Annotated in this window: 27 protein-coding genes; 11 read left to right on the top strand and 16 right to left on the bottom strand. The window is 70.1% G+C overall.

From position 1 onward, the window contains the following. Position 1: 1 nt before the first annotated feature. The 9 genes from ABGB14_RS25960 to ABGB14_RS25920 form a co-directional block, all read right to left on the bottom strand. Positions 2-2,749, bottom strand: a complete 2,748-nt coding sequence (locus ABGB14_RS25960) for a CDP-glycerol glycerophosphotransferase family protein (RefSeq protein WP_347646426.1) — start codon at positions 2,747-2,749, stop codon at positions 2-4. A 207-nt stretch (positions 2,750-2,956) separates the two neighbouring features. Further along, positions 2,957-3,271 (bottom strand): MGMT family protein, encoded by a 315-nt coding sequence (locus tag ABGB14_RS25955; protein WP_347646425.1) that lies wholly within the window; start codon positions 3,269-3,271, stop codon positions 2,957-2,959. Beyond that, complete coding sequence (locus ABGB14_RS25950; protein WP_347646423.1) at positions 3,259-3,618, bottom strand: hypothetical protein; 360 nt, start codon at positions 3,616-3,618, stop codon at positions 3,259-3,261. Before ABGB14_RS25950 ends, ABGB14_RS25955 begins: the two co-directional genes overlap by 13 nt. A gap of 48 nt (positions 3,619-3,666) precedes the next feature. After that, positions 3,667-4,815 (bottom strand): S8 family serine peptidase, encoded by a 1,149-nt coding sequence (locus ABGB14_RS25945; protein WP_347646422.1) that lies wholly within the window; start codon positions 4,813-4,815, stop codon positions 3,667-3,669. Beyond that, the gene (locus ABGB14_RS25940; protein WP_347646421.1) at positions 4,809-5,711 is read right to left on the bottom strand and encodes a hypothetical protein; all 903 of its coding nucleotides are present in this window, start codon (positions 5,709-5,711) and stop codon (positions 4,809-4,811) included. Before ABGB14_RS25940 ends, ABGB14_RS25945 begins: the two co-directional genes overlap by 7 nt. A 53-nt stretch (positions 5,712-5,764) precedes the next feature. After that, positions 5,765-6,973, bottom strand: a complete 1,209-nt coding sequence (locus ABGB14_RS25935; protein ID WP_347646420.1) for a S8 family serine peptidase — start codon at positions 6,971-6,973, stop codon at positions 5,765-5,767. A gap of 20 nt (positions 6,974-6,993) precedes the next feature. Then, positions 6,994-7,713: a hypothetical protein gene (locus ABGB14_RS25930; RefSeq protein ID WP_347646419.1), complete on the bottom strand. Its 720-nt coding sequence runs from the start codon at positions 7,711-7,713 to the stop codon at positions 6,994-6,996. Positions 7,714-7,735: 22 nt separating this feature from the next. After that, a complete protein-coding gene (gene moeZ, locus ABGB14_RS25925) occupies positions 7,736-8,917 on the bottom strand; it encodes an adenylyltransferase/sulfurtransferase MoeZ (RefSeq protein ID WP_347646418.1) in 1,182 nt (393 codons plus the stop codon). Between the two features lie 44 nt (positions 8,918-8,961). After that, the gene (locus ABGB14_RS25920; protein WP_347646417.1) at positions 8,962-9,954 is read right to left on the bottom strand and encodes an alpha/beta hydrolase; all 993 of its coding nucleotides are present in this window, start codon (positions 9,952-9,954) and stop codon (positions 8,962-8,964) included. A 695-nt stretch (positions 9,955-10,649) separates the two neighbouring features. Between ABGB14_RS25920 and ABGB14_RS25915 the strand changes: the two genes are divergently transcribed. Both ABGB14_RS25915 and ABGB14_RS25910 read left to right on the top strand, forming a co-directional pair. Then, the gene (locus ABGB14_RS25915) at positions 10,650-10,982 is read left to right on the top strand and encodes a hypothetical protein (protein ID WP_347646416.1); all 333 of its coding nucleotides are present in this window, start codon (positions 10,650-10,652) and stop codon (positions 10,980-10,982) included. Positions 10,983-11,364: 382 nt separating this feature from the next. Further along, positions 11,365-11,670, top strand: a complete 306-nt coding sequence (locus tag ABGB14_RS25910) for a hypothetical protein (protein ID WP_347646415.1) — start codon at positions 11,365-11,367, stop codon at positions 11,668-11,670. A gap of 948 nt (positions 11,671-12,618) precedes the next feature. Here ABGB14_RS25910 and ABGB14_RS25905 read toward each other — a convergent pair. Together ABGB14_RS25905 and ABGB14_RS25900 are read right to left on the bottom strand one after the other, a co-directional pair. Then, positions 12,619-12,903 carry a hypothetical protein gene (locus ABGB14_RS25905; RefSeq protein WP_347646414.1) on the bottom strand — a complete coding sequence of 95 codons (285 nt, stop codon included), beginning with the start codon at positions 12,901-12,903 and terminating at the stop codon, positions 12,619-12,621. A 445-nt stretch (positions 12,904-13,348) separates the two neighbouring features. Beyond that, positions 13,349-13,654 (bottom strand): hypothetical protein, encoded by a 306-nt coding sequence (locus tag ABGB14_RS25900; protein ID WP_347646413.1) that lies wholly within the window; start codon positions 13,652-13,654, stop codon positions 13,349-13,351. Between the two features lie 520 nt (positions 13,655-14,174). On the opposite strand from ABGB14_RS25900, the gene ABGB14_RS25895 reads away from it, so the two are divergent. Beyond that, complete coding sequence (locus ABGB14_RS25895; protein WP_347646412.1) at positions 14,175-14,348, top strand: hypothetical protein; 174 nt, start codon at positions 14,175-14,177, stop codon at positions 14,346-14,348. Positions 14,349-14,396: 48 nt separating this feature from the next. Here ABGB14_RS25895 and ABGB14_RS25890 read toward each other — a convergent pair whose 3' ends face one another. Next, positions 14,397-15,263 carry a Ku protein gene (locus tag ABGB14_RS25890; protein WP_347646411.1) on the bottom strand — a complete coding sequence of 289 codons (867 nt, stop codon included), beginning with the start codon at positions 15,261-15,263 and terminating at the stop codon, positions 14,397-14,399. Between the two features lie 120 nt (positions 15,264-15,383). Here ABGB14_RS25890 and ligD (ABGB14_RS25885) point away from each other — a divergent pair, with 120 nt between their 5' ends. From ligD (ABGB14_RS25885) to ABGB14_RS25865, 5 genes are all read left to right on the top strand, one after another. Continuing rightward, positions 15,384-16,226: a non-homologous end-joining DNA ligase gene (ligD, locus tag ABGB14_RS25885; RefSeq protein ID WP_347646410.1), complete on the top strand. Its 843-nt coding sequence runs from the start codon at positions 15,384-15,386 to the stop codon at positions 16,224-16,226. Then, positions 16,223-17,095: a non-homologous end-joining DNA ligase gene (gene ligD, locus ABGB14_RS25880; RefSeq protein WP_347646409.1), complete on the top strand. Its 873-nt coding sequence runs from the start codon at positions 16,223-16,225 to the stop codon at positions 17,093-17,095. The genes ligD (ABGB14_RS25885) and ligD (ABGB14_RS25880) overlap by 4 nt, the downstream gene beginning before the upstream one ends. 33 nt (positions 17,096-17,128) lie before the next feature. Then, positions 17,129-17,341, top strand: a complete 213-nt coding sequence (locus tag ABGB14_RS25875; RefSeq protein ID WP_347646408.1) for a hypothetical protein — start codon at positions 17,129-17,131, stop codon at positions 17,339-17,341. 135 nt (positions 17,342-17,476) lie between these two features. Further along, complete coding sequence (locus ABGB14_RS25870; protein WP_165975053.1) at positions 17,477-18,097, top strand: TetR/AcrR family transcriptional regulator; 621 nt, start codon at positions 17,477-17,479, stop codon at positions 18,095-18,097. 89 nt (positions 18,098-18,186) lie between these two features. Beyond that, on the top strand, positions 18,187-18,417 hold the full coding sequence (locus ABGB14_RS25865) for a DUF3107 domain-containing protein (RefSeq protein ID WP_347646407.1): 231 nt from the start codon (positions 18,187-18,189) through the stop codon (positions 18,415-18,417). A 345-nt stretch (positions 18,418-18,762) separates the two neighbouring features. Here the strand turns inward: ABGB14_RS25865 and ABGB14_RS25860 are convergent, their stop codons facing one another. Beyond that, the gene (locus ABGB14_RS25860; protein WP_347646406.1) at positions 18,763-19,407 is read right to left on the bottom strand and encodes a ferritin-like fold-containing protein; all 645 of its coding nucleotides are present in this window, start codon (positions 19,405-19,407) and stop codon (positions 18,763-18,765) included. Between the two features lie 353 nt (positions 19,408-19,760). On the opposite strand from ABGB14_RS25860, the gene ABGB14_RS25855 reads away from it, so the two are divergent. From ABGB14_RS25855 to ABGB14_RS25845, 3 genes are all read left to right on the top strand, one after another. Further along, positions 19,761-21,686, top strand: a complete 1,926-nt coding sequence (locus ABGB14_RS25855) for a DEAD/DEAH box helicase (protein WP_347646405.1) — start codon at positions 19,761-19,763, stop codon at positions 21,684-21,686. 293 nt (positions 21,687-21,979) lie between these two features. Then, on the top strand, positions 21,980-22,870 hold the full coding sequence (locus tag ABGB14_RS25850) for an alpha/beta hydrolase (RefSeq protein ID WP_347646404.1): 891 nt from the start codon (positions 21,980-21,982) through the stop codon (positions 22,868-22,870). Positions 22,871-22,883: 13 nt separating this feature from the next. Beyond that, positions 22,884-23,795, top strand: coding sequence for an oxygenase MpaB family protein (locus tag ABGB14_RS25845; protein WP_347646403.1), 912 nt, complete (start codon positions 22,884-22,886; stop codon positions 23,793-23,795). On the opposite strand, the gene ABGB14_RS25840 is transcribed toward ABGB14_RS25845, so the two are convergent. Genes ABGB14_RS25840 through ABGB14_RS25830 form a run of 3 tightly spaced genes read right to left on the bottom strand, consistent with a single transcriptional unit; the run spans position 23,746 to position 26,655 of the window. Beyond that, complete coding sequence (locus tag ABGB14_RS25840; protein WP_347646402.1) at positions 23,746-24,921, bottom strand: MFS transporter; 1,176 nt, start codon at positions 24,919-24,921, stop codon at positions 23,746-23,748. The genes ABGB14_RS25845 and ABGB14_RS25840 overlap by 50 nt on opposite strands. Before the next feature lie 42 nt (positions 24,922-24,963). Next, positions 24,964-25,881, bottom strand: a complete 918-nt coding sequence (locus tag ABGB14_RS25835; protein ID WP_347646401.1) for a PD-(D/E)XK nuclease family protein — start codon at positions 25,879-25,881, stop codon at positions 24,964-24,966. A 54-nt stretch (positions 25,882-25,935) separates the two neighbouring features. Continuing rightward, positions 25,936-26,655 (bottom strand): MBL fold metallo-hydrolase, encoded by a 720-nt coding sequence (locus tag ABGB14_RS25830; protein WP_347646399.1) that lies wholly within the window; start codon positions 26,653-26,655, stop codon positions 25,936-25,938. Positions 26,656-26,701 lie beyond the last annotated feature (46 nt).

Below are 26,701 nucleotides of genomic sequence, written 5' to 3'. Positions count from 1 at the left end.
GTCAGGGGAAGAGGTGGTCCACCACGCGCGCCGTGGCCTTGCCGTCGTCCTTGGGCGCGAACGTGGCGCGGAAGGCGTCGTAACGGTCCGCGTGTGCCGCCGCCACCTCGTCGATCGACCTCAGCGCGTCGATCACCTCGGCCGACGTCGAGAGCACCGGCCCCGGCGCCTGCTCGGGCAGATCGAGGTAGAGGCCCCGCTTCGACGAGTATTTCGCCAGGTCGTAGCCGTAGAACACGATCGGGCGGCCGGTGCAGACGAAGTCGAACATGACCGAGGAGTAGTCGGTCACCAGGACGTCGGTCACCAGAAGCAACTCGGCGATGTCCGGATATGTAGTGACGTCGCGGGCGATGTCGGGGACAGCGGGCATGGCCTGCATCGGGTGGGCGCGTACGAGGATCTCGTGGTCGGCGCCCAGCGCCTCCCTTGCCTTGGCGAGGTCGAGCTTGACCATGGCGTTCTTGCGGTCGTAGTCACGCCACGTCGGCGCGTACAGCACCACCCGCTTGCCCGGGGCCAGCCCGAGACGCTCGCGCACCGCCGCCGCGAGCGCGTCGCGGTCGGGCGAGGTGAGCACGTCGTTGCGGGGCAGGCCGCTCTCCAGCACCTCACCCTTGTAACCGAACGCCTTGCGCAGCACCGGCGTGGCCCACGGCGACTGCGACAGCAGCAGGTCCCAGCCGCGCACCTCCGCCGCCTGCCGGTACCAGATCGGCGGCTTCGGGTCGCGCTGCATGTGGGGCTGGTCGTTGCCGAGGTGCTTGGCCGGGGTGCCGTGCCAGGTCTGCACCACGACCTGGTCCTCGCGGGCGCGGAACCACGTGGGCAGGAACGTGTTGGTGATGATGTGGCGCGACCTGGCCAGCGCCGCGTGGTGCTCGCGGCTGCCGGCACGCACGACGGTCGCGCCGCCCTCCGGCACGAACGCGCCGTCCTTGACGATCCAGATGTGCTCGCGGTCGTCGCCCCGCCGCAGCCGCTCCTCGTAGATGGCGCGGACGCTGTCGGCGTAGAGTCGCCCGTCGTTGACGACGTAGGCGGTCGCGTCCGTCAGGGGCTCGGTGCGCTGGGCCGGGTAGAACACGCGGCGCAGCACGTGGGTGCCCGCCACGCCGCGCTCGTCGGCGGGCCGGTCCTCCTCGACCGTCACCACCGGCACGTCGAACCGCGTGGAGATCATCCGGAAGGTGCGCCCGTCGAACGTGCGCGGGTCCTCGTCGAACGCGGGCAGCGCGGCGTGGTCGACGCGCAGCGGCACGATCTCACCCGAAGGGTGGCGCACCGACATGTTCCAGGTGCCGGACGTCAGCGGCACGGCATCGCCGAACCGGTCCATGGCCGCCGGCTCGACGCGTACGGTGAACGCGTCGCCGGACCGATCCATGGGGATCCAGTAGGAAAGCCCTGACCTGTGCCGCAACGTGAGCGTGCGGGGACCGGGCGCGTCGGGATAGTCGCCGCGCAGGACGAGCACCGGCCCTTCCCAGTCCGCCGAGGTGATCACCGGCCGGATGCGGTGGGCGGAGACGACGACGCGGTCACGCCGGTCGCCGAGCACGGTGATCTCGCGGTCGCCCACGGTCGCGCGGGTCTCGACAAGGTCGGCGAGCATGACCGACGCGGCGGGGTCGCCCTTGGGCTCGACCCAGAGCCGCCGGCCGTCCTTCTCCTGCAGCAGCGCGGGCACGGCCAGCCCGACGACGACCTGCGTGCCGTCGCCCGAGGGCGTGAAGTCGGCGGCGATGCGGTGACCGCCCAGCCTGGCGTGGCCCTTGGTCACCGTACGGCCGGGCAGGGAGATCTTGAGCTCGAGGCGTTCGCCGTCGAGGGACACGCCCTTCAGCTCGGCCCGGTTGGGCTGGAGCACGATCTGCAGCGCCCTGTCGGACGTCCAGACCGGCCTGGCCCACCAGCCGGGCTTCAGCAGGCGCCCGGCCGGGCGCTCGGCCCTGCCGATCGAGAAGCCGCGCAGCAGGCCGGTGGCCCGCGCTCCCCGGCTCCAGAACACGATCTCCGCGCGCCACGTCGTGGCGTCGGGCACGGAGGGCCGGTGGCGCATCCGGCGCCGCACGGCGGACACCGCGCCGCGCACGGCGCCGCGCCAGCGCAGCGACCACGGGCTGAGCTCCGCGGTGAATCCGGACCAGTCGTAGTTGCAGCCGGGCTCGCGCGCCCCGTGGGTGGCCTCGGGGGCGAGGACCCGGCGGGTGCGCATGCGGATGGGCGGCAACCACCGCGGGCCGCGCAGCACCACGGTCGCCCAGTTGAACCTGCGGCTGCGCACGGACAGCCCCGCCAGGTAGGCGAAGCCGGTGACGCGCAGCCTGCCGTCGACCCAGACGATGTCGTCGATGTGGGTCACCGGGACCAGGTCGGAACGGCGCAGCCGGAGCAGGTCGGACGGCAACTCGTCGCTGAAGGGCAGCTCGGCGTACCAGCGCAGGCCCTTGCGGATGCGCTTGGACGGCTCGGCCGCCGCGGCCACGACCGTGGTGAGCGTCTCGCCCTCGACGAGCTCATCGTCGGGGCGGTGCTCGATCAGGTGGCAGATGACGCGGCGCGCGACCGGCAGGTCACGTTTGACGCGCGCGTCGACGCCCGCCAGGTAGGGGCGGATGAGCTGGAGCATCTCGCGCCGGCGCGCCGCGCCTCGTTTGACCGCGAGGTCCATGCGGTTCCCCAGAGGGCCGCTCAGCACCTCGGTGTCGAACGCCGCGTCGCGACCGCCTGGACCGACCGCTCGCATGACCGCTTCGAGAGGCTCGCCACGATCACAAAGATCTTGGACAGCCTTCAGGCGGTCGGCGAGCGAATCGCCGCCCTGGCTTTGGGCTGTAACGCCGGTGGCCATGGGGAGGCACCGCCTTTCGGGCCGCCATCAGTGTTCTGCCCATGGTAATGCGCGTCACATGTCACAGAATCGCCCGTTCGGCGAAAGTGCTGGTCAAGCCGCTTACTGAAAATCCGCTGAACGCCCGTCCCAGCGGGCCAGTCGCATGTCCACCCGCTCGCCGCGCAGCGGAGTGCCCTCCTCGCGCCAGTGAGCCAGGCATCTCCGCAGGTGGTCAGGGGCGGCGCCGCTGCCGTCCGCGTGCACGACCCGCCACCACGGCACGCCTCCGCCCCACGTCGACATCACCGCGCCGACCTGACGCGGACCGCCCTCGCCGAGGTATTCGGCGATGTCGCCGTAGGCCATGACCCTGCCCGGCGGGATGCGCTCCACGAGATCGAGCACCTTCTCCGCGAACGGGTTCATGGAGTCCATGAGGCCGGCCCGGCGTCGATGATCTCGTCGAACTTGCCGATCTCCACCGTGCCGCCGCCCGCCTCGACCTCGATGACGCCGTCACGCAGAGCATAGACCTCGCCGTCCTCGCCCACGAGCCGGGCGCCGAGCGCGGCCGACAACCGCAGGAGCTGTGCCACCTGCCAGTCGGAGCCCGGCTCGCCGATCAGCTGGTCGTCCCAGCGTGCCACCGCGTGCGCGGCGCCCCCGTGACCGGCCACGATCTCGTCAGATCCGCGCAGCTCGAAACCGGCCGGAGCGATGGCCTTCGCGAGCTCCGCGAAGGCGAGTGGTGACTCACGCACCACCCGCAGCTCGTATCCCATGACGGGGGACCATAGCGGATGTTTACTCCTCCCGTCGTACGGAGCCTTTCACTCCTTGCGCTGATTGAGCATGATGATCGCGCCGCAGAACGCCACCAGCGCCACCAGCACGCCGCCGCCGTACAACACCAGGCGGAGCGGGTCGGGCCCCGGAGGCGCCGGGACGGGTGAGTCCTCGCCCTCCCCGAAGTGCTCCATCCCCGGCACGACGCTGCGTTTCGCGCCGGTCAGGCTTCCCGCGGCGTTGAGCGCGGCCGCCGCGTCGACCACGCCGAACCCCGTCTGGTCGTCGTAACCGGCGGCGGGCCGGCCCCTGGCGCTCGACGACAGCGCCTGGGCCACCTGCTCGGGCCGCATCTTCGGATGGAGCGACTTGATCAGCGCTGCCACACCCGCCACGAGCGCGGCGGCCGAGCTGGTGCCCTGCGACATCTCGTAGCCGCTCCTGCGCTTGACCACGGGCACGCCGACGCCGGGCGCCGCGACCATCACCGACAGGTTGTCGCTGCTGAACGTCGCCCGCCTGCCCTGCTTGTCGGTGGCCGCCACGCCGATGACGCCCGGGTAGCCGGCGGGGAAGCTCCAGTAGGAGGTGTCCTCCTTCTTGGCGTAGTCGGTCTGGCCGTCGTTGCCCACGGCCGCCACCAGCACGACGCCCTTGCCGAGCGCGTAGGAGACGGCCTCGCGCTCGGACCTGAGCGGGCCGTAGGAGCCGATCGACATGCTGACGACCTGGGCGCCGTGGTTGGCGGCGTAGCGCAGGGCGCGGGCCAGCGGGCTCTCCCGCGAGCGCCCCGCGTCCGGCGCCGGCGTGGCCATCGTGGGCTCCTCGTCGGTGACCAGGGGCAACGAGAGGATGCGCGCCTCCGGGGCGACGCCGGTGAACCCGCCGTCCTCGCCCGAGCCGGCGATCAACCCGGCCATGGCGGTGCCGTGCCTGCCCGGCGACACCTCGCGGCTCACCGCGCCCGAGGTCATGTCGGGGCCGGCGGTCACGCGGCCCTTGAGCTCTTTGACCTCGCCGTCCACCGCGCTGTCCACGACGGCGACGGTGACGCCCGCGCCTTTGGTGACCGACCAGGCCCGCTCGATGTTGAGCGCGTCCAGCACCCACTGCTGCTGGTCGCGTACGGGGTCGGCGGCGGGTCCCGCCAGGACGAGCAGCGCGGCCGTGAGCGTGCGTACGGCGTTCAGCACACGTTCCCCTGGGTACAGGGCGGCACCTTGGGCGGGTCCGCCAGGAAGTAGGCGATCTGGTTGCCGACCGACCTGGCAGCCGGCCACAACTCACTGTGCAGGATCTCCTCGGGCGGGACCGCGGCCCTGGTGCGCCCGTCGGCGTAGCCCGCCGTCGAGAACACGATGTACGGCCCCGCGCCCACCCAGCCGGTGCGCTGGCGCTGCTGGGGGCCGAAGCGCTCGGTCACCGTGCCGGGGAAGGCGACCGGCAGCACACCGACGCGGTCGTCCTTGGTGAGCTCGTCCGTCGCCGAGACCCTGGACTCCTCGTCCTCCAGCACGGCGACACCGACCGTGATGACGAACGCGGCCGTCTGGTCGGTGTACGTGGCCCGCAGCACGGTGACGCAGCCGTGGCTCCGCAGCACCCCGGCCACGGAGGCGTCGACGCCCTTGCCGCAGTCGGTCTCCGGTGCGATGCCGACGCGCCTGGCGTACTGCTGGGCGCGGTCGAGGCCGACGTACTTCACCTCTTCCGGGAAGACGCCCGTGGCCGGCCACGCCTGCCAGCGCCTGGCGATCTCCTCGTCCTTGTACTGGTTCTGCTCGGCGGCGGTCAGCGGGCGCGAGCGGGTCTCGGCGACCAGCCCGACCGAGCCCAGCAGCACGACGACGGCCGAGACGGCGAGGATGACGCCGAGCAGCACGACGAAGATGCGCCGGTAGCGGATGCCCTGCCTGAGGTCGTCCATCTGGGCGCGCTGCCGGGCCGCCGTGCGCGTGCGGGAATTGGCCGCGGGCCATGCGCGGACGCGTGACCTGCGGCCGGTCGCGGCGCCGAGCGGGTTGCTCCGTCGCTGCGTGGCCTCTCCCCCGGCGCGCGGAAGCCCTGAGGTCGTCCTACGTGCCTTCACCACCGCCTCGTTCCCGCGTTCGCTTGTCTATTTCGTCCCCCTAAGTAGGCGGATCATGCCTCTTGTGAGCTCTGCGCCCGGCGTACGCGCCTGACCAGGACGAAGATGACGGCCAGGGACAGAAGCGCGCCGGCGCCCGCCGCTGCGGCGATGGCGGAGTAGAGCGTCACCTGCCGCTGGTCCCTGGTGATGACCCTGACGGGGCCCGCGTGGCCGCCGGCCAGCGGCTTGGCCGGGTCGTGGGCCTCGGCGCCGGTGGCTGTCTCGGTGTGCCCGGCGAGCTTGCCGGCCTCGGCCAGCGCCCTGGTGGCGTTCACGACGCCGAAGCCGGTGGCGGTGTCGTAGCCGCCGGGCGGGCGGTCGGTGGCGCCGGTGGAGAGGGCGCGGGCGACGAGCGGCGGCGACATATCCGGATATTTCGCTTTAATGAGGGCGGCTACCCCGGACACCAGCGCGGTCGCCTGCGAGGTGCCCCTGCCGACCCAGTATTGGCCGCCAGGGCCCGCGCCCATGATGTCCACGCCCGGTGCGGACACCAGCACCGAGGAGTTGCGGTTGGAGAACGCGGCCCGCCGCAGCCGCCGGTCCGTCGCCCCCACCGAGACGACCCCGGGGAACGCCGCCGGGTAGGAGTAGGGCGCGAAGTCGCCGTCGATCTTGTTGTCGCCGTGGTTGCCGGCGGCGGCCACCAGCACGACACCCTTGGAGATGGCGTAACGGATCGCCGCACGCTCCTGCCGGGTCGCCAGCTCTTTGGAGATCGACATGTTGATCACGTCTGCTCCCTCGTCCACCGCGTAGCGAATGCCACGGGCCACCACGTCCTCGAAGCGCTCGGCGGAGTTGAACTCCCGGAAACCGGGCTCTTCATCCTCGAGGATGACCCTTACCGACAGTACGTGCGCTTCGGGCGCGACGCCGATGATCCCCCGTTTTCCCTCGGGCCCGTGGCCGTGCCCGGCGATCAGCGAGGCCATGTACGTGCCGTGCAACCTGCGTGGAATCACGCCCCGCGGGTTTGCGCCCACAGTGAAATCCTTGCCCACACGGACCGAGCCGGCCAGGTCACGATGGCGACGGTCGACACCGGAGTCGAGCACGGCCACCAGCACCCCCGCGCCCCTGGTCGTGCGCCACGCCTTGGCGAGGTCGAGCGTCTCGATCACCGCCTGCTGGCCGCCCCGCACGTCGTCGGCCCAGACGGGCGGCGTCGCGAGCAACAACGACCCGAGCGCCGCCACCACCGCGCCTCGCCTCAGCACAGCCCCGCCTCTGCCCCGCCTCAGCACACCCACTCCTCGGCCGTGCAGTCGGGCATCCGTGGCGTGCTCAGCTTCGACAGCACGTGCTCGGAGATCTCTGTGGCGAAGGCGAAGATGGCGGGCCGCTGCTCGCCCACGGTGTCGGCGGGGCGCCCGGCCACCTGGCCGGCCGTGGTCAGCACGAGATAGGGGCCCGCCTGGCGCACAGAACCCGCCTGGCGTACGGCAGGCGTGAACCGGTCGGCCACCGTACCGCGAAAGGCCAGCGGCCGCAGCCCGGGCTCGGGTTCGCCGCTGTCGGAGAAGGCGGACTTGGCCTGCAGGGCACCCCGCTCGTCGCGCATGGCCACGACGCCGATCGTCACGAGCACCCCGCGCAGCGCGTCGATGTAGGTCGCCCGCAGCACGCCCCGGCAGCCCGCCGCGCGCAACGCCGTGGCGGCCCCGGCGTCCACGGAGTCCGCGCACGAGGTGTGCGACGAGATGCCGATCCTCCTGGCGCGCTCTCGCCCGCCCTGCTCAGCGGCGTAGGCCAGCGTGGTGGGGAAGATGCGGCCCGTGGGCCAGGCGCGCCAGCGCTCGGCGATCTCGCGCTGGGCCGCCGCGTGCAACTCGGCCGTGCTCGGCCCGCGGGTCAGCTCCGTGCCCGCCGCGCTGCCGGCCACCCCGGCGGCCACCGCGCAGATCAGCGTCAGCGCGGAGGCCGTCACCAGGGTGGGCCAGGGGCGTGCGGAATCCACGGCGAGCGCCCCTTTGAGACCGTCAGTAGCTGGGCAGGCTCGGGTCGACCGTCTTGACCCAGCTCAGCACGCCGCCGCCGACGTGGACGGCGTCGGAGAAACCGGCGTCCTTGACGACCGCCAGCGCCTCGGCCGAGCGCGCGCCCGACTTGCAGTGCAGAACGATCTTCTTGTCCTGCGGCAGCTTCTCCAGGGCCGAGCCGTTGAGGAACTCGCCCTTGGGGATCAGCTTGGCGCCGGGGATGGAGACGATCTCATATTCGTTGGGCTCGCGGACGTCGACGACGTAGATGTTCTCGCCGCGGTCCATCATGCCCTTGAGCTCGAGCGCCGTGATCGTGGAGCCGCTGGCGGCCTCGGCGGCCTCCTCGGAGACCGCGCCGCAGAAGGCCTCGTAGTCGTCGAGCAGCTGCGTGACCGTCGGGTTTTTCCCGCACAGCACGCACTCGGGGTCCTTGCGGACCTTGACGTCGCGGTATTTCATCTCCAGGGCGTCATAGATCATCAGTCGCCCGACCAGCGGATCGCCGATGCCGGTCAGCAGCTTGATGGCCTCGTTGACCTGGATGGAGCCGATCGACGCGCACAACACGCCGAGCACGCCGCCCTCGGCGCACGACGGCACCATGCCGGGAGGCGGGGGCTCCGGGTAGAGGCAGCGGTAGCAGGGCCCGTGCTCGGCCCAGAACACGCTCGACTGCCCGTCGAAGCGGTAGATCGACCCCCAGACGTACGGCTTGCCGAGCAGCACCGCGGCGTCGTTCACCATGTAGCGCGTGGCGAAGTTGTCGGTGCCGTCGACGATGAGGTCGTAGCCGGAGAAGATCTCCATGACGTTTTCCGTGCTCAGCGCCGTGTTGTGGATCACGACGTCGACCAGCGGGTTGATCTCACGGACTGACGCGGCGGCGCTCTCGGCCTTCAGCCTGCCCACGTCGGACTGGCCGTGGATGACCTGGCGTTGCAGGTTGGACTCATCGACCACGTCGAAGTCGATGATGCCGAGGGTGCCGACACCTGCCGCCGCGAGATAGAGCAGCGCGGGCGAGCCCAGGCCTCCGGCGCCCACACACAGCACCTTGGCGTTCTTCAGCCGCTTCTGCCCCGCCATGCCCACATCGGGAATGATCAGGTGACGCGAGTAGCGGCGCACTTCGTCGACGGTCAGCTCTGCGGCCGGCTCGACCAGCGGTGGCAACGACACTTTCTACGCTCCCGTTTGCAGGGGGTCTTATCTCACCTTGAAACCTAGCTGGCGAGTCGGGCATTCCCCAATCGAGTCTCACCGATCAGACGGCGTGCCTCCGCCGCCACGACCTGCGGTGTCTCCATCATCGCCACGTGCCCGGCCGTGGGCAGCAACACCAGCCTGACCTTCCGGAATGTACGGTACGCCTTCGCGGCCATGGCCGGGCGGACCAGACGGTCGTGCCGCCCGTGCACGATCAGGGTCGGCGCCTCGACCTTCGCCGCCTGGCGCCAGAGGTTGTCCTCGCCGAAGCGGAAGTATTCGGCGACGATGCCCCGCGCGGAGGCGATCACGGCCTCACCGGCGTGGGGGAGGTCGTCGCGCCTGCGCTGCTCGTCGACGGCGTCGCGCAGGCGTTCGGGATGGACGGCGTCGGCGTCGGCGTAGACCATGGCGAGCGAGGCGCTGACCCGCTGCTCCGCCGGGAGCAGCCGCATCGTGCTCGCCGCCCACTCGCCCAGCCTGGGCAGCGCGGCGGCGGCCACGCGGACGGGACCGTACCTGGGGAGCAGGTCGGGCAGGGCGGGCGAGATGAGGGTGAGCGAGCGGACCAGGTCGGGACGGCAGGCGGCGACCCTGACGGAGACCGCGCCGCCGAGCGAGTTGCCGAACAGGTGGGCGGGTCCCGTCCGCTCCAGCAGACCGATCACGGCCTTGGCATGGCCCGCGACGGTGTAGTCGCCGTCGGCGGGGACCGGCGAGTGACCCGCGCCGGGGAGGTCGAGGGCGTGGCAGGTGACCTCGTCCTTGAGCTCGTCCATGAGATCGGTCCAGTTGGTCGCCGAACCCGCCAGCCCGTGCACGAAGACGGCCTGCTCCGTCGGGCCCTCCCTGACCGCGTGCGCGTGCGCCGCGCCCGGTCCCTCGCCGTGGGGTGGCCTGGCGGTGGAGGAACCGGCCCAGGTCTCGCCCGGGGCCGGCTGGGTGGATCGGACGTGCACCGAGCCGATCATGCGTCCCGGCCAGTGCGGGACCGGCTCCGCGGTCATCATCGAGCCTCCTTGGTCGCGCTGGAGCGTCTCTTCCCGTCTCCTCAACGATAACCACGCTCTTCTGAGGCAGCCGGCGCCGCGGCGGGCGGGCATGCTGGGCCCGTCGATCTGGACATATCGGCATATACCGCTCCATAGGCATCTAAGGGATCTCATGGCACCCCAAGACTGCGGCAAAAGCCATCGTTTGCCGTTTATGGCAGGCGTGGCTGGAAACCATCAGACCAGCGACACCCAGCGTAATCGCCGTAGCACTTACCGTTAATGGCGGGATCAACGAAGGGGCGGCGACGCCGCGCCCATTCAGGCATGCCCGCCGACGCACGAATGAGTGCCGCCGGTCGATCGCGCCATTCCATCGTGTCGGCGAATACGTGCACCACAAATACCGATCGGGGTATTGCGCCCGCGCGCCCAGGACACCGGACGCCAGGACGGGCAGTATCCGCCATTCCGTGCTGCGATCCTCTGGATAACGGCACAATCGGACATATCATGTCATTTCATTGGATAGATGTTTAAGCCGAGCAATAAGATTGTTAATGCACAGCAAAATAGGGTGATTCCTGTTTGCCCGCCCACAGCCCAGGAAATGACTTTCCACGGATGACTCTTCAGCAGCCGTCCAAGACCTGCTTTCAGGTCACCCGGAAACGTCGAGAACGGGGCAACCGATCCTTTAGGGGGAAAACGCAATGCCCAAGCTCAAGAGTGTTATCGCAGGCCTCGCCCTTAGCACGGCGATGACCGGCGGCGTGGTCGGCCTGGGCGCGACCAGCGCCGAGGCCAACACCCCGGTCCGCTCCGGCCCGTCCGTCGTCACTGGGGACGACGGCGGCTGGGGCTGGGGCTGGGGACACCGGCGTCACCACCGCCAGAAGTGCAAGCGTCACGGCCACCACGGTGGCGGCTGGGGCTGGGGACACCGCCGTCACCACCGCGGCAACATCTGCGTCGTCATCCGCAATGACAACCGCAACGAGAACGGCGAGCGCCGCCACCGCCACCACCACAACCGTGACTGGTGACATCACCGCGAATTGATGGAGCAGGAATGAGCACCCGTTATCCGTGAATGGTCGTCGTACACGGCGACGTGAACACGACCAGCGAATATCGGGCTCATTCTCCGCATCTCGCACGGCACTCCCGGCGAGGGCCCCACTGGCGTCAGCCAGGGGGCCCTCGCTGCATTTGTACGACACATGCTGTGGCAGCCATCCCCACAAAAGCCATACAGGTCTCTACTATCCGGCAAAACTGGACAATTGCGGTTAGTTGGTCATTGATTCGGATATATGTAGACCACGGATGAATCGCTAGCGAGACATCCGATCCCGCTTCCCGCCGATCCTTGTGATCGCAGGAAATGGGAGAACGGGGCAATCGATCCTTTAGGGGGAAAACGCAATGCCCAAGCTCAAAAGTGTTGTCGCAGGCCTCGCCGTCAGCACGGCGCTGACCGGTGGCGTGGTCGCCGCGGGCGCGACCACGACCGCTGCCAGTGCCGCCACCCAGGTCAGCGCGGACACGTCCGTCCTGGCGGGCGGTCACTGCCACAAGCGCCGCTGCGGTTGGGGCTGGGGCCGCGGGGCCCGGTGGGGCGGCTGGGGCAAGTGGGGCCGTCACCGCCACCACGGCCACGGCCGCATCCGGATCGTCATCGTCAACCGGAACCACAACGTCAACCGCTTCGACCACGACCGGTTCAGGTGATCGGGCTCACGCCATAACCTGAGCCCGGTGGCGCGCTCCCTGCGCCACCCCCGGAGTCCGCCAAGGCGATGAACTCCGGTTCACCACAGAGTGCCCGCATTCGCGGCGACCGACGTCCTCCTTTCGGAGTCTCGACGTCCACCCAGCGGATGCGGGCACTTCGCGTTCCTCGTACCGCACTCCGGGAGCCTCCTCGTCGCCGGCGACGAACACCGGACGGGCTGGGGAGCAAGGGCACGAACGGGCGGGCAGCACGGACACACGGGCGGGTCGACGGGCGCGCCTGCCACCGGCGCACACACGAGCAGGCCGACGCACCAGTGGGTCGGGGCACGCAGGCTGTAATCATCACCGCGTGAGCCACCCGCTCACCATCCAGTCCCCTGAGATCCACCCGCGCACGCTGCGTCCCGCCTCGCTTCGGGCGCCGTGCTTCTCGGCCCCTCTTGCTCCGGCACCGTCCCTCGTCCGTGCTCTGGGAACCATGCCCCCGGCCGGAGCCGGGCCGGCGCCCTCGATCGTGCCCATGCCGGTCGCGCGGCCGACATGCCCACCTGCGTGTGCCGGCCGCCTGGGGTGGCTGCGGTGGAAGCGTTGACGCGCGGTGGTGAAGGCCGGCGGCACTGGTCGAGCAGGGCGCTGCGGACCAGGTGGAGCGGCGGGGAACCGGCCCGAGCGGGGTGGGGAGGCGGTCAGGGTGGAGCGGCGGGGAGCTGCCGGGGTGGGGATGTCGGGGTAGGGGATGGCGGGGGTGAGCGGTCGGTGGTGGAGGCGTGGCAGAGAAGTCGAGTGCCCGCATTTGTGGGAGGACGTCGTTTTCTACGGAGAGATGACGTCGATCCCATCAAATGCGGGCACCCCTTCCCATGCAGGAGTACATCGCATTCAGCGGACTCCTACAGTGGCGCAGGGAAATTGCGCCACGGGCTCAGACCATGAGCGAGCCGATCACCTGAACCGGTCGTGGTCGAAGCGGTTGTGGTTGTGGTTCCGGTTGATGATGACGATCCGGATGCGGCCGTGGCCGTGGTGGTGCCGGCGCCACTTGCCCCAGCGGCCCCAGCCCCAACCGCAGCGGCGCTTGTGGCAGTGACCGCCCGCCAGGACGGACGTGTCCGCGCTGACCTGGGTGGCGGCACTGGCAGCGGTCGTGGTCGCGCCCGCGGCGACCACGCCACCGGTCAGCGCCGTGCTGACGGCGAGGCCTGCGACAACACTTTTGAGCTTGGGCATTGCGTTTTCCCCCTAAAGGATCGATTGCCCCGTTCTTTGTGCTCCCGGATAACCAGCAGATACCAGAATGCCGGGAAGCGGCACGGATTCCCCACTAGCGGCTCATCCGCATCCTGCATCTAACCGAGACAATGTCCATCTAACTGGAATTAGCAAGCCTTTTCCGGCCACATCCATCGTCATGGCTTTTACGCCACGCATCATGCAACAGAGCTCTTGGCCCACCACTTGCAAGACGGCAGCGAGGGCCCCGCGACGGATGCCGGCAGAGCCCTCACCAGTGATTGCCGTAGGACCTAGAAACAAAGCTCAGGACCGGCCCGTGCGATGAATGCACGGGCCGTTCCCGAGAGTCGAGAGTTCACCCGGCCAATTCCAGCTCCCCGCGAGCGGCGACCGTACGTGAAAGACGACTCCTCATTTCTGCGCCGTCCGGCGGATCACCCTACTCGTCTTCTGAAGCAGTGGCGGTGATGGTGATCGTCGGAGTCGGAGTCGGACGCGGGAACCTGTTGATGTTGCGGTTCCTGTTGTGGACCTTCACCCTCACATGCATCCTGTGGTGGTGGTGACGGCGCCATCCGCAGCGCCACCAGCCATGGCAGCCACCCGCGACCACGGATGTGCCGGTGTTGACCTGGGTGGCGGCACCAGCGGCGGACGAGGTCGTCGCCGCACCAACGGCGACCGCACCACCAGTCAGGGCCGTGCTGATGGCGAGGCCTGCGATAGCACTCTTGAGCTTGGGCATTGCGTTTTCCCCCTAAAGGATCGATTGCCCCGTTCTCGCGTTTCCCGATAAACAGAAAACAGTCTTGGACGGCTGCTGAAGAGTCATCCACGGAATGTCATTTCCGCCACGAAGGGAGACAAACAGCTATCGCCCCATTTTGCTAGGCATTAACAATGTTATTGCTTCTATTAAACATTTATCCAATGAAATGCTATGAATTATCCGGTTTGTCCGATTCGATGATTGATCATGGCGGCGGGGTTCGTTTTCGACTTCCGCGTCGGGCCGGCGCACGGCCATGGCCAGGCAGGGCCGGCGGTCCGGCGCGCGGTCCCTGACGGGCGTGTGTCCGTCCAGCGCGCACCTGCGCGACGCCCGGGACACCGGCTCCGCCTGAACGTCCCCGCCGCCGGAACCGTCTCCGGCCCGCAGCGCCTCCGGGCACAGGACGAAGACGTCAGGTGGTGAACCTCGAACCCCGGCGACGGGGCACGGCCGCGCGCCGTACACGATGGCGGGCCAGGGCCAGGGTGGGACGGTGCCATCACCGGCCGCCGTCACCGAGGCGAAGGTGCTCGCCGACCGCGGTTCGCCGGTCAACGGCCGCCGTCTGCCGCCGGTGTTGAGCCACATCCGCGACGCCCGCGTCCAGGCGCGCTGCCAGAGCGAACCAGGTTCCGCTGTCGAGGCGGCCTGCCACGTCGACAGGTAGGGCGCGTCCCGGCCCGCGCTCAGGCGGCTCCTCGGCCCGGGTGGAGCGCTACGCGGACTTGCGGGTCTTGCGCTTGGAAGCGGCCTTGTCCTCGTCCTTCGACTTGCCGCCGGCCTTCTTCTGCTTGGCCGGTTCGCCTTCGCGTTCCTTCTTGGCCGCCTCGACACTCGCCCTCAGCGCGGCCATGAGGTCCACGGCGGGTCCCGCTTCTTCCTCCTCGCGGGCGGCGACGACCTCCTTGCCCGCCACCTTCGCCTCGATGACCTGCTGCAGGGCCTCGCGGTACGTGTCGTGATACTCGCTCGGGTCGAAGTCGGACTCCATGGTGGTGATCAGCGACTCGGCCATCTTGAGTTCCTGCGCGCGTACCTCTATGTCCTCTTCCAGGAACGGGAAGTCGGGTGTGCGGATCTCGTCGGGCCAGAGCATCGTCTCCAGCACGAAGATGCCGTCCCTGACCCTCAGCGTGGCCAGCGACTCCCGCTGGCGCAGGGCCACCTTGACCACGGCCACCTGGCCGGAGCTCTCCAGGGCGTCGCGCAGCAGCACGTACGGCTTCGCCCCCTGCGCGTCGGGCTCCAGGTAGTACGACTTGGCGAAGTAGATGGGGTCGATCTGGTCCGCGGGGGCGAACTGGAGCACGTCGATCCGGCGCGAGCTGCTGAGCGGCAGGTCCTCGAAGTCCTCGTCGGTCAGCACGACCACCTCGCCGGTGGCGAGTTCGTACCCTTTGGCGATGTCCGAGTAGGGGACTTCTTCGCCGTCGACCGTGCACACGCGCTTGTACCGGATCCGCCCGCCGTCCTCGCGGTGCACCTGGTGGAACGTCACGTCCTTCTGCTCGGTCGCCGAGTAGAGCTTGACCGGGATGGTGACCAGCCCGAAGGAGATCGCACCTTTCCAGATGCTGCGCATACGCAACTCCTCAGCACTCAACGGTCCACCGATGGGCACATACCCGTCATGGGGCAACCAATGCCATACCCGGTCGAACCGATGTTGGCTGTGCCCGGGGAACTACCCTCTGATCGCGACATGTACGGGCTTGAGGTCAAGTGGGATGGCATCCGGGCTCTCGTACACATCGAGGACGGCGTACGGGTGACGGGGCGGCATGGGGTCGAGTACACGCGGCGCTATCCGGAGATTTCGGGCTTTGGGGTCAAGCACGCGATCATCGACGGCGAGGTCGTGGCGCTGGACCCGCAGGGCCGGCCCAGCTTCGTCCGGCTGCAACACCGGATGCACCTGACCGATCCCGACCCGGCCATGCTGAAACGGTATCCCGTCACGTACATGCCGTTCGACCTGCTCTATCTCGACGGCATGCCCCTCTTCGACCTGCCCTACCGCGACCGCAGGGCACTCCTCGACGAGCTGGACATCGGTGCGCCCCCGTACTTCCCCGGCGACTCCGACCTGCTGTCGGCCACGTACGAGCAGGGTCTGGAGGGTGTGGTCGCCAAGCGGCTGGACGCGCCCTACCGGCAGGGCACCCGCTCACCGTGGTGGGTCAAGGTGAAGAACCTGAGCACCAGGGAGGTCGTGATCGGCGGCTGGAAGCCCGGCAAAGGCCGCCGGTCCGGCGGGATCGGGTCGCTGGTCATGGGGATGTTCACCGGCGCAGGCCTGACGTACGTGGGACACGTCGGCACCGGGTTCACGGACGCCGTACTGGACGATCTCCACGGGAGGCTGCGCCCGCTGGAGGTCGCGCGCAGCCCGTTCTGCAACGAGGTTCCGTGGCGGAACCGGTGGGTTAGGCCTGATCTCGTCGGGGAGGTGGCTTACACGATGTGGACCGAGGAGCAGCGGCTGCGGCACCCCGTGTGGCGCGGGCTGCGCCCCGACAAGCTCCCCTCGGAGGTGACGCCATGAAGGTGCCGGTCAAGGTCGACGGGCGCGAGCTGGCGCTGAGCAACCTGGACAAGGTGCTCTATCCCGACTACGGCTTCACCAAGGCCGAGATCATCGACTACTACAGCCGCATCGCCCCTGTCCTGCTGCCGCATCTCGCGGGCAGGCCCCTGACCGTCAAGCGGTTCCCGAACGGCGTCACCGGCCAGTCCTTCTTCGAGAAGAACGCCCCTGACCACACCCCCGACTGGGTCAGGCGGGTCAACCTGCCCGCGCCCGGCAGCACCAAGAACCGCGAGAGCATCGACTTCGCCGTCGTCGAGGACCTGCCCACGCTCGTCTACTACGCCAACCTGGCCGCGCTCGAACTGCACGTTCCCCAGTGGCGCGTCGACGACGACGGCGAGGCGCTGCCGCCCGACACGCTCGTGTTCGACCTCGACCCCGGCCCGCCCGCCACGATCGTCGAGTGCTGCCGGGTCGCGCTCATGCTCCGCGAGGTGCTCAAGGGCGAAGGGCTCGTCGCGGTGCCGAAGACCAGCGGCAACAAGGGCATGCAGCTGTACGCCGAGTGGGACTGCCGCGAGGAGCCCTCCGCCTTCGCCAAACGGCTGGCACAACTCCTGGAGAAGGAGCATCCCCAGGAGGTCGTCAGCGTGATGGCGAAGAAGGCCAGGCCGGGCAAGGTGTTCATCGACTGGAGCCAGAACAGCCCGGCCAAGACGACCGTGGCGCCCTACTCGCTGCGGGCCAGGGAGCGGCCGACTGTCTCGACCCCCCTGTCGTGGAAGGAGGTCGAGGACTGCGAGCGCGCCGAGGAACTCGTGTTCACGGCGCCGGACGTACTCGCCCGAGTGGAGAAACGCGGCGACCTTTTCAGCCGGGCGTAGTCTGGACGCGTCCGCACCAAGAGGGGGACCGACATGTCAGAGATGGACATACGCGGGGACGCGAGCACCTACGAAGAGGAAGAGGAGCGTTTCTCGATCGAGACGCCCGAGGCCGACGCGGCCGAGCAGCAACGTGAGATCCGCCCCGTCGGCAGGCTGCGCAGCGAGCTGCCGCTCGACGTCGATCCCGCCGACGCGGCCGACCAGGACCGCGTCGTGGAACTCGACGATGACGACTATCGCTGAGCCGGTGCCGGTGAGCCGGCTCCACGGCTATGACCTGTGCGATGGCGGCTCGTCTGTGACCGTTGTCACCGAGGGCCCGTTGACGCGCCCGTAGGATGTCCGCACAGCCCCGCTGAGAGACCTATGGAGACCCGCGTGACCGCAACCCCGGACGCGAAGCCCCGGGGCACCCGGCTGCCCCGACTCGCCCGACGCCGGCAGCTGCTGAGCGCCGCGCAGGAAGTGTTCGTCGAGAACGGCTACCACGCGGCCGCCATGGACGAGATCGCCGACCGGGCAGGCGTCAGCAAGCCGGTGCTCTACCAGCACTTCCCCGGCAAGCTCGAGCTCTATCTGGCGCTGCTCGACCTCCACGTCGACGACATGGTCAACCGCTGCCGCGAGGCGCTGGCCTCCACTCAGGAGAACAAACTGCGCGTGCAGGCCACGTTCAGCGCGTTCTTCGACTTCGTCTCCACCCAGGGCGAGGCGTTCCGCCTGGTCTTCGAGTCCGATCTGCGCAACGTCGCGCCGGTGCGGCAGCGGGTGGAGCGGTCGCTGCGCGAGTGCGCCGAGATGGTCAGCGCGGTCATCCAGGAGGACACCGGGTGCACCAGCGACGAGGCGCACCTGCTCGGCGTCGGCCTGGTCGGCATGGCGGAGGTGAGCGCCCGCTACTGGGTCACCACGCAGGGCTCGATCCCGAAGGACGCGGCCGAGCAGCTCATGGCTCGGCTCGCCTGGCGCGGCATCAGCGGTTTTCCGCGTACGGCATAACCCGTTCGCTGGGCGCGATCGCCGGCGGTGCTCGCCGGGACGAGCGGTCACCATTGGGGTGAGCCAGCCCCGTCGACTAGGGAGCCAGGATGGAAATCAAGATCGGCGTGCGTTCCGTGCACCGCGAGCTCGTTGTCGAGACCGACCTCACCGCAGAGCAGGTGGAGGAGGAGATCAGAAACGCACTGTCGGTCGAGCGCGGCGTGTTCGCCCTGACCGACATCAAGGGCAGGCGCATCGTCGTGCCGGTCGCATCGCTCGGGTTCATCGAGATCGGTGAGGACGAGTCGCGGCCGGTCGGGTTCGGCGGCACGCTCTAAAGGCTTGTGAGCGGGGTGCGGCGCACGCGCCGTGCCCCGCCTCCCCCTCACCCACGTGCGCGGCTCCGCCATGCCCGCACCGGTTTGGCTCGGCTCCCGGCTCAGCCCTGCGCGGGCGGCTTGCCGATCAGGCAACCCCGGGGCCTGCGCGGCCGGGGCACGGCATCTCGCCTGGGCTCCGTGGCCGGGCAGGCCGCGCTCTGTCTCCGCAGCACCGCCCGCGGTGTCCAGCGGGCCGGCTCACATCTCGTCAAGATACTGCCGTAGCGGCGCGAGGCCCTCATGTCTGGCACGGTACAACCGTTGCGTGCCCTTGCGCCGCCCTATGCGGGCAACGCGCCTGCCTCAGATGCCCATGGCCGCCATACGCTTGTTGTGCGCCTCGGTCAACTTCGCGAAAAGTCGGGATATATCCGTTTGGCCCTCGCCGGCCGACTCCATCAACAGCAGCGCCAGCTCCGGCCGGGCCGAGGCCACCTGCTGGCCCTGGCTGAGCGCCTCGCCGACGAGCCGTCGCGCCCACAACGCCAGCCGCCCGCTCGCCGCCGGGTCCGCCTGGATGCCCGCCCGCACCCCTTCGACCGCGAACTTCGACCGGCCCTCGTCCACCAGCACCTCGTCGACCAGCTTGGCGATCGACGGGTCGAGGTGCCTGGCCGCCTCCCGGTAGAAGTCGAGCGCGATGCCGTCTCCCACATACGTCTTGACCAGCGCCTGCAGCCAGTCGGCCGGCCTGGTCTGCGCGTGCCAGGCGTCCAGCGCCGCGACGAACGGCGTCATCGCCTCGGCGGGATCGGCGCCCAGTTCGGCGAGCCGGTCGCGCAGCAGGCGGAAGTGGGCGAATTCGGTGACGGCCAGCTCGCTGAGCGCCGCCCGGTCGGCGAGAGAGGGCGCAAGAGACGCGGCGTCCTCGGTCATCCGCGCGTGGGCGCTCAACTCCGCGTAGGCCAGCACACCGAGCAGGTCGACGACTCCAGGAGACTCCTTCATAACAAGGCAGCGTACTTGGGGGAATCTTCGGGAACATACGTAAGCTCGGTCAGCGTTGTGGTATCGAGTACACTGCTCTGTGAAAGTGCGACCGCACTGTGTAAATTCGGGGGGTTTCCCCCGATTGACCCCCGTTCCCCGGGTGCGCGGTCGCTGATGACGCGAGAGGGCTGGCTCTACCGCGCGGACCCACGACACGGGGGCTGTTTTCCGCCCGTCGGTCCCGGCAGGCCCGCCTTCATTTGAGACTGAGGCAGGCCACGCTGACGACTTTCCGAGACCTCGGAGTCACACCAGAGATCGCCGATGCCCTTGAGACCGAGGGCATCGTCGCACCGTTTCCCATCCAGGAAATGGCACTCCCGCTCGCGCTGAGCGGCCAGGACCTCATCGGTCAGGCACGCACGGGCACGGGAAAGACCTACGCGTTCGGCATCGCCATGCTGCAAGGCATCGGCAAGCCGCGCAAAAACCGCAAGAAGCCGCGCGGGCTGGTCGTCGTACCGACCCGCGAGCTGGCCGTCCAGGTCAGCGAAGACCTCGTCACCGCCGCGGGCAAGCTCGGTTCCCGGGTTCTGACCGTTTACGGCGGGCGGGCGTACGAGCCGCAGATCGAGGCGCTCAAGGCCGGGGTCGACGTCATCGTCGGCACCCCCGGCCGCCTGCTCGACCTGGTCAAGCAGAAGCATCTCGACCTGAGCCAGGTCACCACCCTCGTCCTCGACGAGGCCGACCGGATGCTCGACCTCGGCTTCCTGCCCGACATCGAACGGATCTTCAAGCTGATCCCGGCGCAGCGGCAGACGATGTTGTTCTCGGCCACCATGCCGGGCGAGATCGTCGCGCTGTCGCGCAAATACCTCAACCGCCCGACACACGTACGCGCGGAGCTCGAAAGCGGCGAGGGCGAGACCACGCCGCTCACCCGCCAGCTCGTGTGGCGTGTCCACCGCATGGACAAGATCGAGATCCTCGGCCGGCTGCTGCAGGCCGAGGGCCGCGGGCTCACCATGGTCTTCTGCGAGACCAAGCGAGCCTGCGACATGGTCGCCGAGCAGCTCGACACCCGCGGCTTCGCGGTCGCGGCCGTGCACGGCGACCTCGGTCAGGGCCAGCGCGAACAGGCGCTGCGGGCGTTCCGCAACGGCAAGATCGACGTGCTGGTGGCCACCGACGTGGCCGCCCGCGGCATCGACATCGACGACGTCACCCACGTGGTCAACTACGACTGCCCCACCGACGACAAGACCTACGTGCACCGCATCGGCCGCACCGGCCGGGCCGGGCGCACGGGCATCTCGGTCACGTTCGTGGAGTGGGAGGAGCTGACCCGCTGGAAGATGATCAACCAGATGCTCGGGCTCGACTTCGCCGAACCCGAGGAGACCTACTCCACCTCGCCGCACGTCTACACCGAGCTCGACATCCCCGAGGGCACCAAGGGCGTCCTGCCGCACGCGAGCCGCTCGCGCGCGGGGCTGTCCGCGGAGCGCATCGAGGACCTCGGTGAGACCGGCAGGATCCGCGGGCGCGGCGGCCGCCGCCGCGACGAGCGCGAGGAGCGCCCCGCCCGCACGCCGCGCCAGCGCCGCCGCACCCGCGGCGGCAGGGAGCTGGCGGAGACCGCACCCGCCGAGACGACGGAGGTCGAGCCCGTGAAGGCCAAGACGGAGGAGACTCCCGCCATCTTCTCGCCGGACGAGATCCAGGCCGCCGAGCCGAAGCGGAGCCGCACCCGCAGGGGGGCGGCGTCCACGGCGATCGAGCAGGCGCTGGCCGATTCGCCGGAGGCGCCGGCGAAGCCCACCCGCTCACGCCGGTCCGCCAAGCCCGAGGCCGACACCGGGTCCATCACCGGGCCCATCACCGGGCCCATCACCGGGCCCGGCACCGGTGCCGGCACCCGCTCGAAGCGCGACGCCGGAGCCGAGTCAGCGCCGGTCGCTCCCGCCGCGCCTGTCAGCGAGCCCATCACCGGGCCCACTACCGGGCCCACTACCGGGCCCACTACCGGGCCCACTACCGCACCCACTACTGGGCCCGAGCCGGTGACGCCGGCCGCGGGCGAGCCGAGCTTCCTGTCGACGCCGCCGCCACCGGCGCGCAAGGAGCCCGACCGCATCATCCCGCCGAGCCCGTTCGCGGTGATCTTCCAGTCACCCGATCTGGCCACGGACGACGACGACATCGCCCCGTCCGCGGCGACCGAGCGCAAGCAGCAGCGGCGCCAGTCCCGTGGCGGCAACGGCGGTGGCGGCAACCGCCGCCGCACCGGCTAGGAGGCGACGCGAGAGGCGCGCACCCCGAGCGGGTGCGCGCCTCTCGCATGCCGGGCGACGGGCCGTAAGGGCCCCTCATACGATGCCGCAGCGCACCCGCCGAGATGACCCCGCCCACGTACGCAGGCGGCCCCAGGAGGCGCTCAGCGCCCGCCGCGGGGGTCTGGGGGCGTCCCAGGCCCCAGACGGGAGGGTTTCCCGCACCGCGTACAGCTCGTCTCTCCTGAGAACTCGCACCGGCGTCGTGGCCATGCCGGTGTCGAGGCGCTGACCTCTGGGTATTGTTGCCCCACGTGAGTACGCCGCGATTCCTCGACCTGCCGCCTGGCGTCGCATCACAGAAGATCGAAACGCCACAGGGCACGTTCGCGGTCCTGGAGGCGGTTCCGGTCAGTGGTGTGATCGAGCGCTGGCCCGCGCTGCTGGTCCCCGGCCTGACGGGCAGCAAGGAGGACTTCCTCGCGGTCCTGATGACGCTGGCCCAGTCGGGCCGCCGGGTGGTGGTCGTCGACCTGCGCGGCCAGTACGAAACGCCGGGCCCGGACGATCCCAGGGCCTACACGTGCGCCGCGCTCGGGTCCGACATCGACACGCTCGCCCAGGTCGTCGGCGGCGGCGAGCCCGTGCACCTGGTGGGCCACTCCTTCGGCGGCCTGGTGGCCAGGGAGGCGGTGATCGACGGGGTGACGAAGTTCGCGTCGTTCACGCTGATGAGCTCGGGTCCAGGCCCCATCGAGGGCCGGCGGGCGCGCAACGCCAGGACGATCGCCGAGGAGGTGCCGGCGCTGGGCCTGGAACACCTGTGGCACCACAGGTTCGAGCCCGAGGCGCTGGCCGGCGACGTGTCCGACGACATCAGGGAGTTCCTGCACAGGCGCCTGATCAGCAACTCGCCGACCGGCCTGGCACGGATGGCCGAGCAGGTGCTGACCATGCGCGACCGCACCGACGAGCTGCGCCAGATCGAGGTGCCCACGCTCGTCCTGTACGGCGAGCACGACGACGGATGGCCGCCGGAGGCGCAGTCGGACATGGCCGCCAGGCTCGGAGCCGACTCCGTGGTCGTGCCGGGCGCGGTGCACTCCCCCGCCGTGGAGGCGCCGGAGACGACGGCGGCGGCGCTGGTGAGGTTCTGGAATTCGGCCGAGAAACAGTACTTGGACACAAGGTCCACTGCCGTGTAATCCTGCGTTCACCATGAGGGGCATCGAAGACATCGTCGTCCAGCCGCCGCAGAGCGCGACGTGGCAGGTGCATCTCGACCGCTCGATGTGGGTCGGCGGCGTACGCGGGCTCATGTTGCAGGCGCTGCACCCGCTGGCGATGCGCGGCGTCTGGCAGAACTCCACCTTCCAGGACGATCCTTTCGGCCGCCTGCGCCGCACCGCCGACTTCGTGGGCCGGGTGACGTTCGGCAGCCCGGAGGAGGCCGACGAGATCGGCCGGCGGGTGCGCGGCATCCACCGGGCCCTGCGCGTCCACGATCCCGACACCGGCGGGACGCACCGGGTCGATGACCCCGAGCTGCTGCTCTGGGTGCACTGCGCGGAGGTCTCGTCGTACCTCGAGGTGGCCAGGCGCGGCGGGCTCGGGCTGACCGAGCGGCAGGCCGACCGCTACCTGCGCGAGCAGCGCAAGAGCGCCACGTACGTCGGCCTGCATCTCGACGACGTGCCCGGCTCGTGCGCGGAGATGGACGCCTACTTCAAGCAGATGCGCCCCAGCCTGCGCGTGACGGAGGAGGCGGCCTCGACCGTGCGCTTCCTGATGTGGCCGCGGTTGCCGCGCGAGCTCAGGCTGCTGTCCCCCGGCAAACCCGGCTACTTCCCCTTCGGCGCGCTCTGTTACTTCACGCTGCCCGACTGGGCCAGGCGCATGTACGGCGCGCTGCCCGAGGTGCCCGCGGCGGCCGTGACGGCCGGGCTCGTGGCGTTCAGGCTGGCCATGAACGCGCTGCCCGAGCCCGTGCACGACCGTGCGTTCATGCCGGCCACGCGGCGGATGTTGCGGGCCTCCAGGGAGCGGCTCGGCGCCGCCGGCTACGACGTGAGCAGAGGCCTCAAGGGGCTGACCGATCCCCGCCGCTGGCCGAAGTTCCCGGCCGCCTGACGGGCGCGAGCACGCCCGCGACCAGCACCGCGGCTGACACGCCTGCCATGGCCCAGCCGCCCGTGTCCAGGCTCGTCCCGTCGAACAGCACGCCGAGCAGCGCGGACGCGGTCGCCGCACCCACGTAGCGGGACGCCTGGAAGAAACCCACCGCACTGCCCGTGTCGCGCCCGCCCGCGTGCACGAAGACCAGCGAGTTGAGCCCGAACTGGCTGAAGGCCGACGCCACGCCCAGCAGCGCCGCGACCACCGGCACCAGCATGACGGGGCCGACCGCGAGCATCGCGCAGGATCCCGCCACCAGCAGCGCGCCGCTCACCACCAGCACGGCCCGCATGCCGAGCCTGGCCGCCAGCGTCACCGCGACGGGGGTCGCGACGATCGCCAGCACGGACAGCGGCAGCACCAGCAGCCCGGCGACGTGCGCGGGCACGCCGCCGACTTGTTGCGCCCAGAGCGGCAGCGCGAGGAACGCCAGGTAGAAGACCACGTTGACGAGCGCGTACTGGCCGTAGGTGGCCAGCAGCCGCGGGTTCTGGCGCGGCAGCAGGGCCTGCCGTGCGCCGTCCACGCGCACCTTGGGCAGCCACCGCAGGGCGGCGGCGAACGCGACCGCCGCGAGCGGCACGTTGACCAGGAAGATCGCCCGCCATCCCCATAAGGAGATCAGGAATCCGCCGAGCACGGGTCCGATGGCGGCGCTGGCGGTGAGCACCATCGAGATCATCGCGATGACGCGCGGCGGCGGCCTGCCGTCGGCGTCGGCCATCGCCGCCTGCACGATCACCATGCCCGCGGGCATGGTGGCGCAGCTGCCGAACGCCTGCAGGAGCCGCACCGCCACCAGGGCCGGGTAGGTGGGCGCGAGCGCGGCCAGCACGCCGGTGACGGCCATCGTCACCAGCCCGGCGCAGAACACCAGTCTCGGCCCGAACCGGTCCGCCAGCGTTCCCATCAGCGGCGGCACCATGATGCCGATGAAGTAGAAGCCCCCGGCCAGCCAGGTGACGGCGGCGATCCCGACGTCGAACTCGGCCTCGATGCCGGCCAGGGCGACCGCGATCATCGATGAGTTCAGCGGGTTGAACAGCGAGCCCAGCGCCACCGCGGCCGGTAACCGCTCCACGCCCTTCACGGTCCGGCCCTCGCCGCCAGGGGGTGAGCCCGGCTAGTCGGCAAGCCCGTCCCAGGGGCGGCGCTCCGGCCCTGCGGCCTGCCCTTCGGGGCAGTGGCGGCGGAAGTCGCACCAGGAGCAGATGGGGCCGGGGGCGGGCGCGAACAGCTCGTCGACCTCCGCCGGCACGGCGGCGGGTCCGACGGGTGGCCGGGTGGACGGCCGCTCGCCTGGCGGGGCCGCGGGTTTGCGCGCGGGCGCCGCCACGAGCTCGCGGTAGCGTTCGTCGGCCTCGGCGGCCTCGGTCGCGACCTCCTCCGCGCGCCGCAGGTGGCGGGTGAGCGACTCGTCGGTGTGCCGCCACTGGACGATCTCGCCGGTCGGCAGGTGGTGGAGCTCGACGGTGCGGCAGGGCGTGCGCATCATCGTGGAGGCGGCGATGGCGTAGGCGGCCAGGGCGAGCGAGGAACGGGCGTCGTCCTGGGTGAGCGGGCGGCGGCCGGTTTTGTAGTCGACCACGACCAGCTCGTCGCCGCGCCGGTCGAGCCGGTCGATGCGGCCGGACAGGGCGACGACCTTGGTGCGGGTGGCGACCGTGCGCTCGACGCCGACCGGATCGTCAGCAGGATCTAAAGTCGCGACATATCCGGACACGAGGTCGCGAGCGCGGCCCAGCCACCGGCCCGACTGCTCGGCGTCCTTGAACCCCTCGGTGATCCACCCGTTCGTGACGAGGACGGCCGCCGTCAGCGGGGTCCTGCGTTCGTACGGCTCCCGCCACCAGCCCGCCAGCGCGTTGTGCACGCTCGCCCCGACGCTGTTGTGCGCCCAGGCGGGGCCCTTTGACGGCTGCGGCCGGTCGAGATAGGTGAACCGGTAGCGGCGGCGGCAGTCGAGCCAGGTGTTCAGCCGCGACGGCGTGCAGGAGTAGAGCCGCCGCGGCATCCCTTCCAGCGGAAGCTGCGTGTTCATCCGCCCTCACCCCGCGAGGCGGCCGGACGGGACCCGTCCACCCTGCTCATGGCCTCACTCGTCGCCGGGTCCGAGGCGGATGCCGGAGATCTTGGTGCCGTCGGTGAGCGGGCCGTCGTCGTCGGCGGGCTCGGTGTCGACGCGGGTCAGCGACCCGGACACCCAGTCGTCGAAGTGCGGCTCCAGGTCGCCGACCGTGACCTCGTCGCCGTGGACGGCCAGCACCCGCGTCTCGCCGGGCAGCGTGAACAGCCGCCCGCCGATCGAGGTCAGCTGGTCGGCCAGGGCGGGATATTCGCCGCCCAGCTTGCCGGGGCCGTCGGCCTGCAGGGCCTTGCCGGTGAACACGGCGCCGAGCCCCTCGCAGTAGAGCGACACGCCGCCGGGCGTGACGCCAGGGGTCTCCATGACGTCGAGCTGGACGTCGGCCACCTCGAAGACGCCGTCGTCCTCCATGTCGATGTCGGGCCAGGTCTCCGACCAGGTCTCCCGCCACAGCGGCTTGTCCTTGGGATGCAGGGCGACCACGGCCTCGTCTCTGCTGGCCACCTCGATGGCGGCGCCGACGTGGTCGGGCAGGCCCGCCGTGCAGATGACGGCCAGCACCTCACGCTCGCCCACCTGCTCAAGGATCTTGTCGGCGTCACGCGCCGCGTCGATGACGATCACTTCGTCGTCGTCACCCACGATCCAGGTGTTGTTCTCGACCTTGTGCTCGGTGCCGTCGATGTCGACGACGCCCTCGGTCACCACTCGCTCGATACGCGCTGTCACGCCTCCGAACTCTAGCCCGTCTACACGAGAGCGCGAATCGCCGTCG

The sequence above is a fragment of the Nonomuraea sp. B10E15 genome (assembly GCF_039871615.1).
Classification (GTDB): domain Bacteria; phylum Actinomycetota; class Actinomycetes; order Streptosporangiales; family Streptosporangiaceae; genus Nonomuraea.
This window is presented reverse-complemented; position numbering and strand designations above follow the sequence as displayed.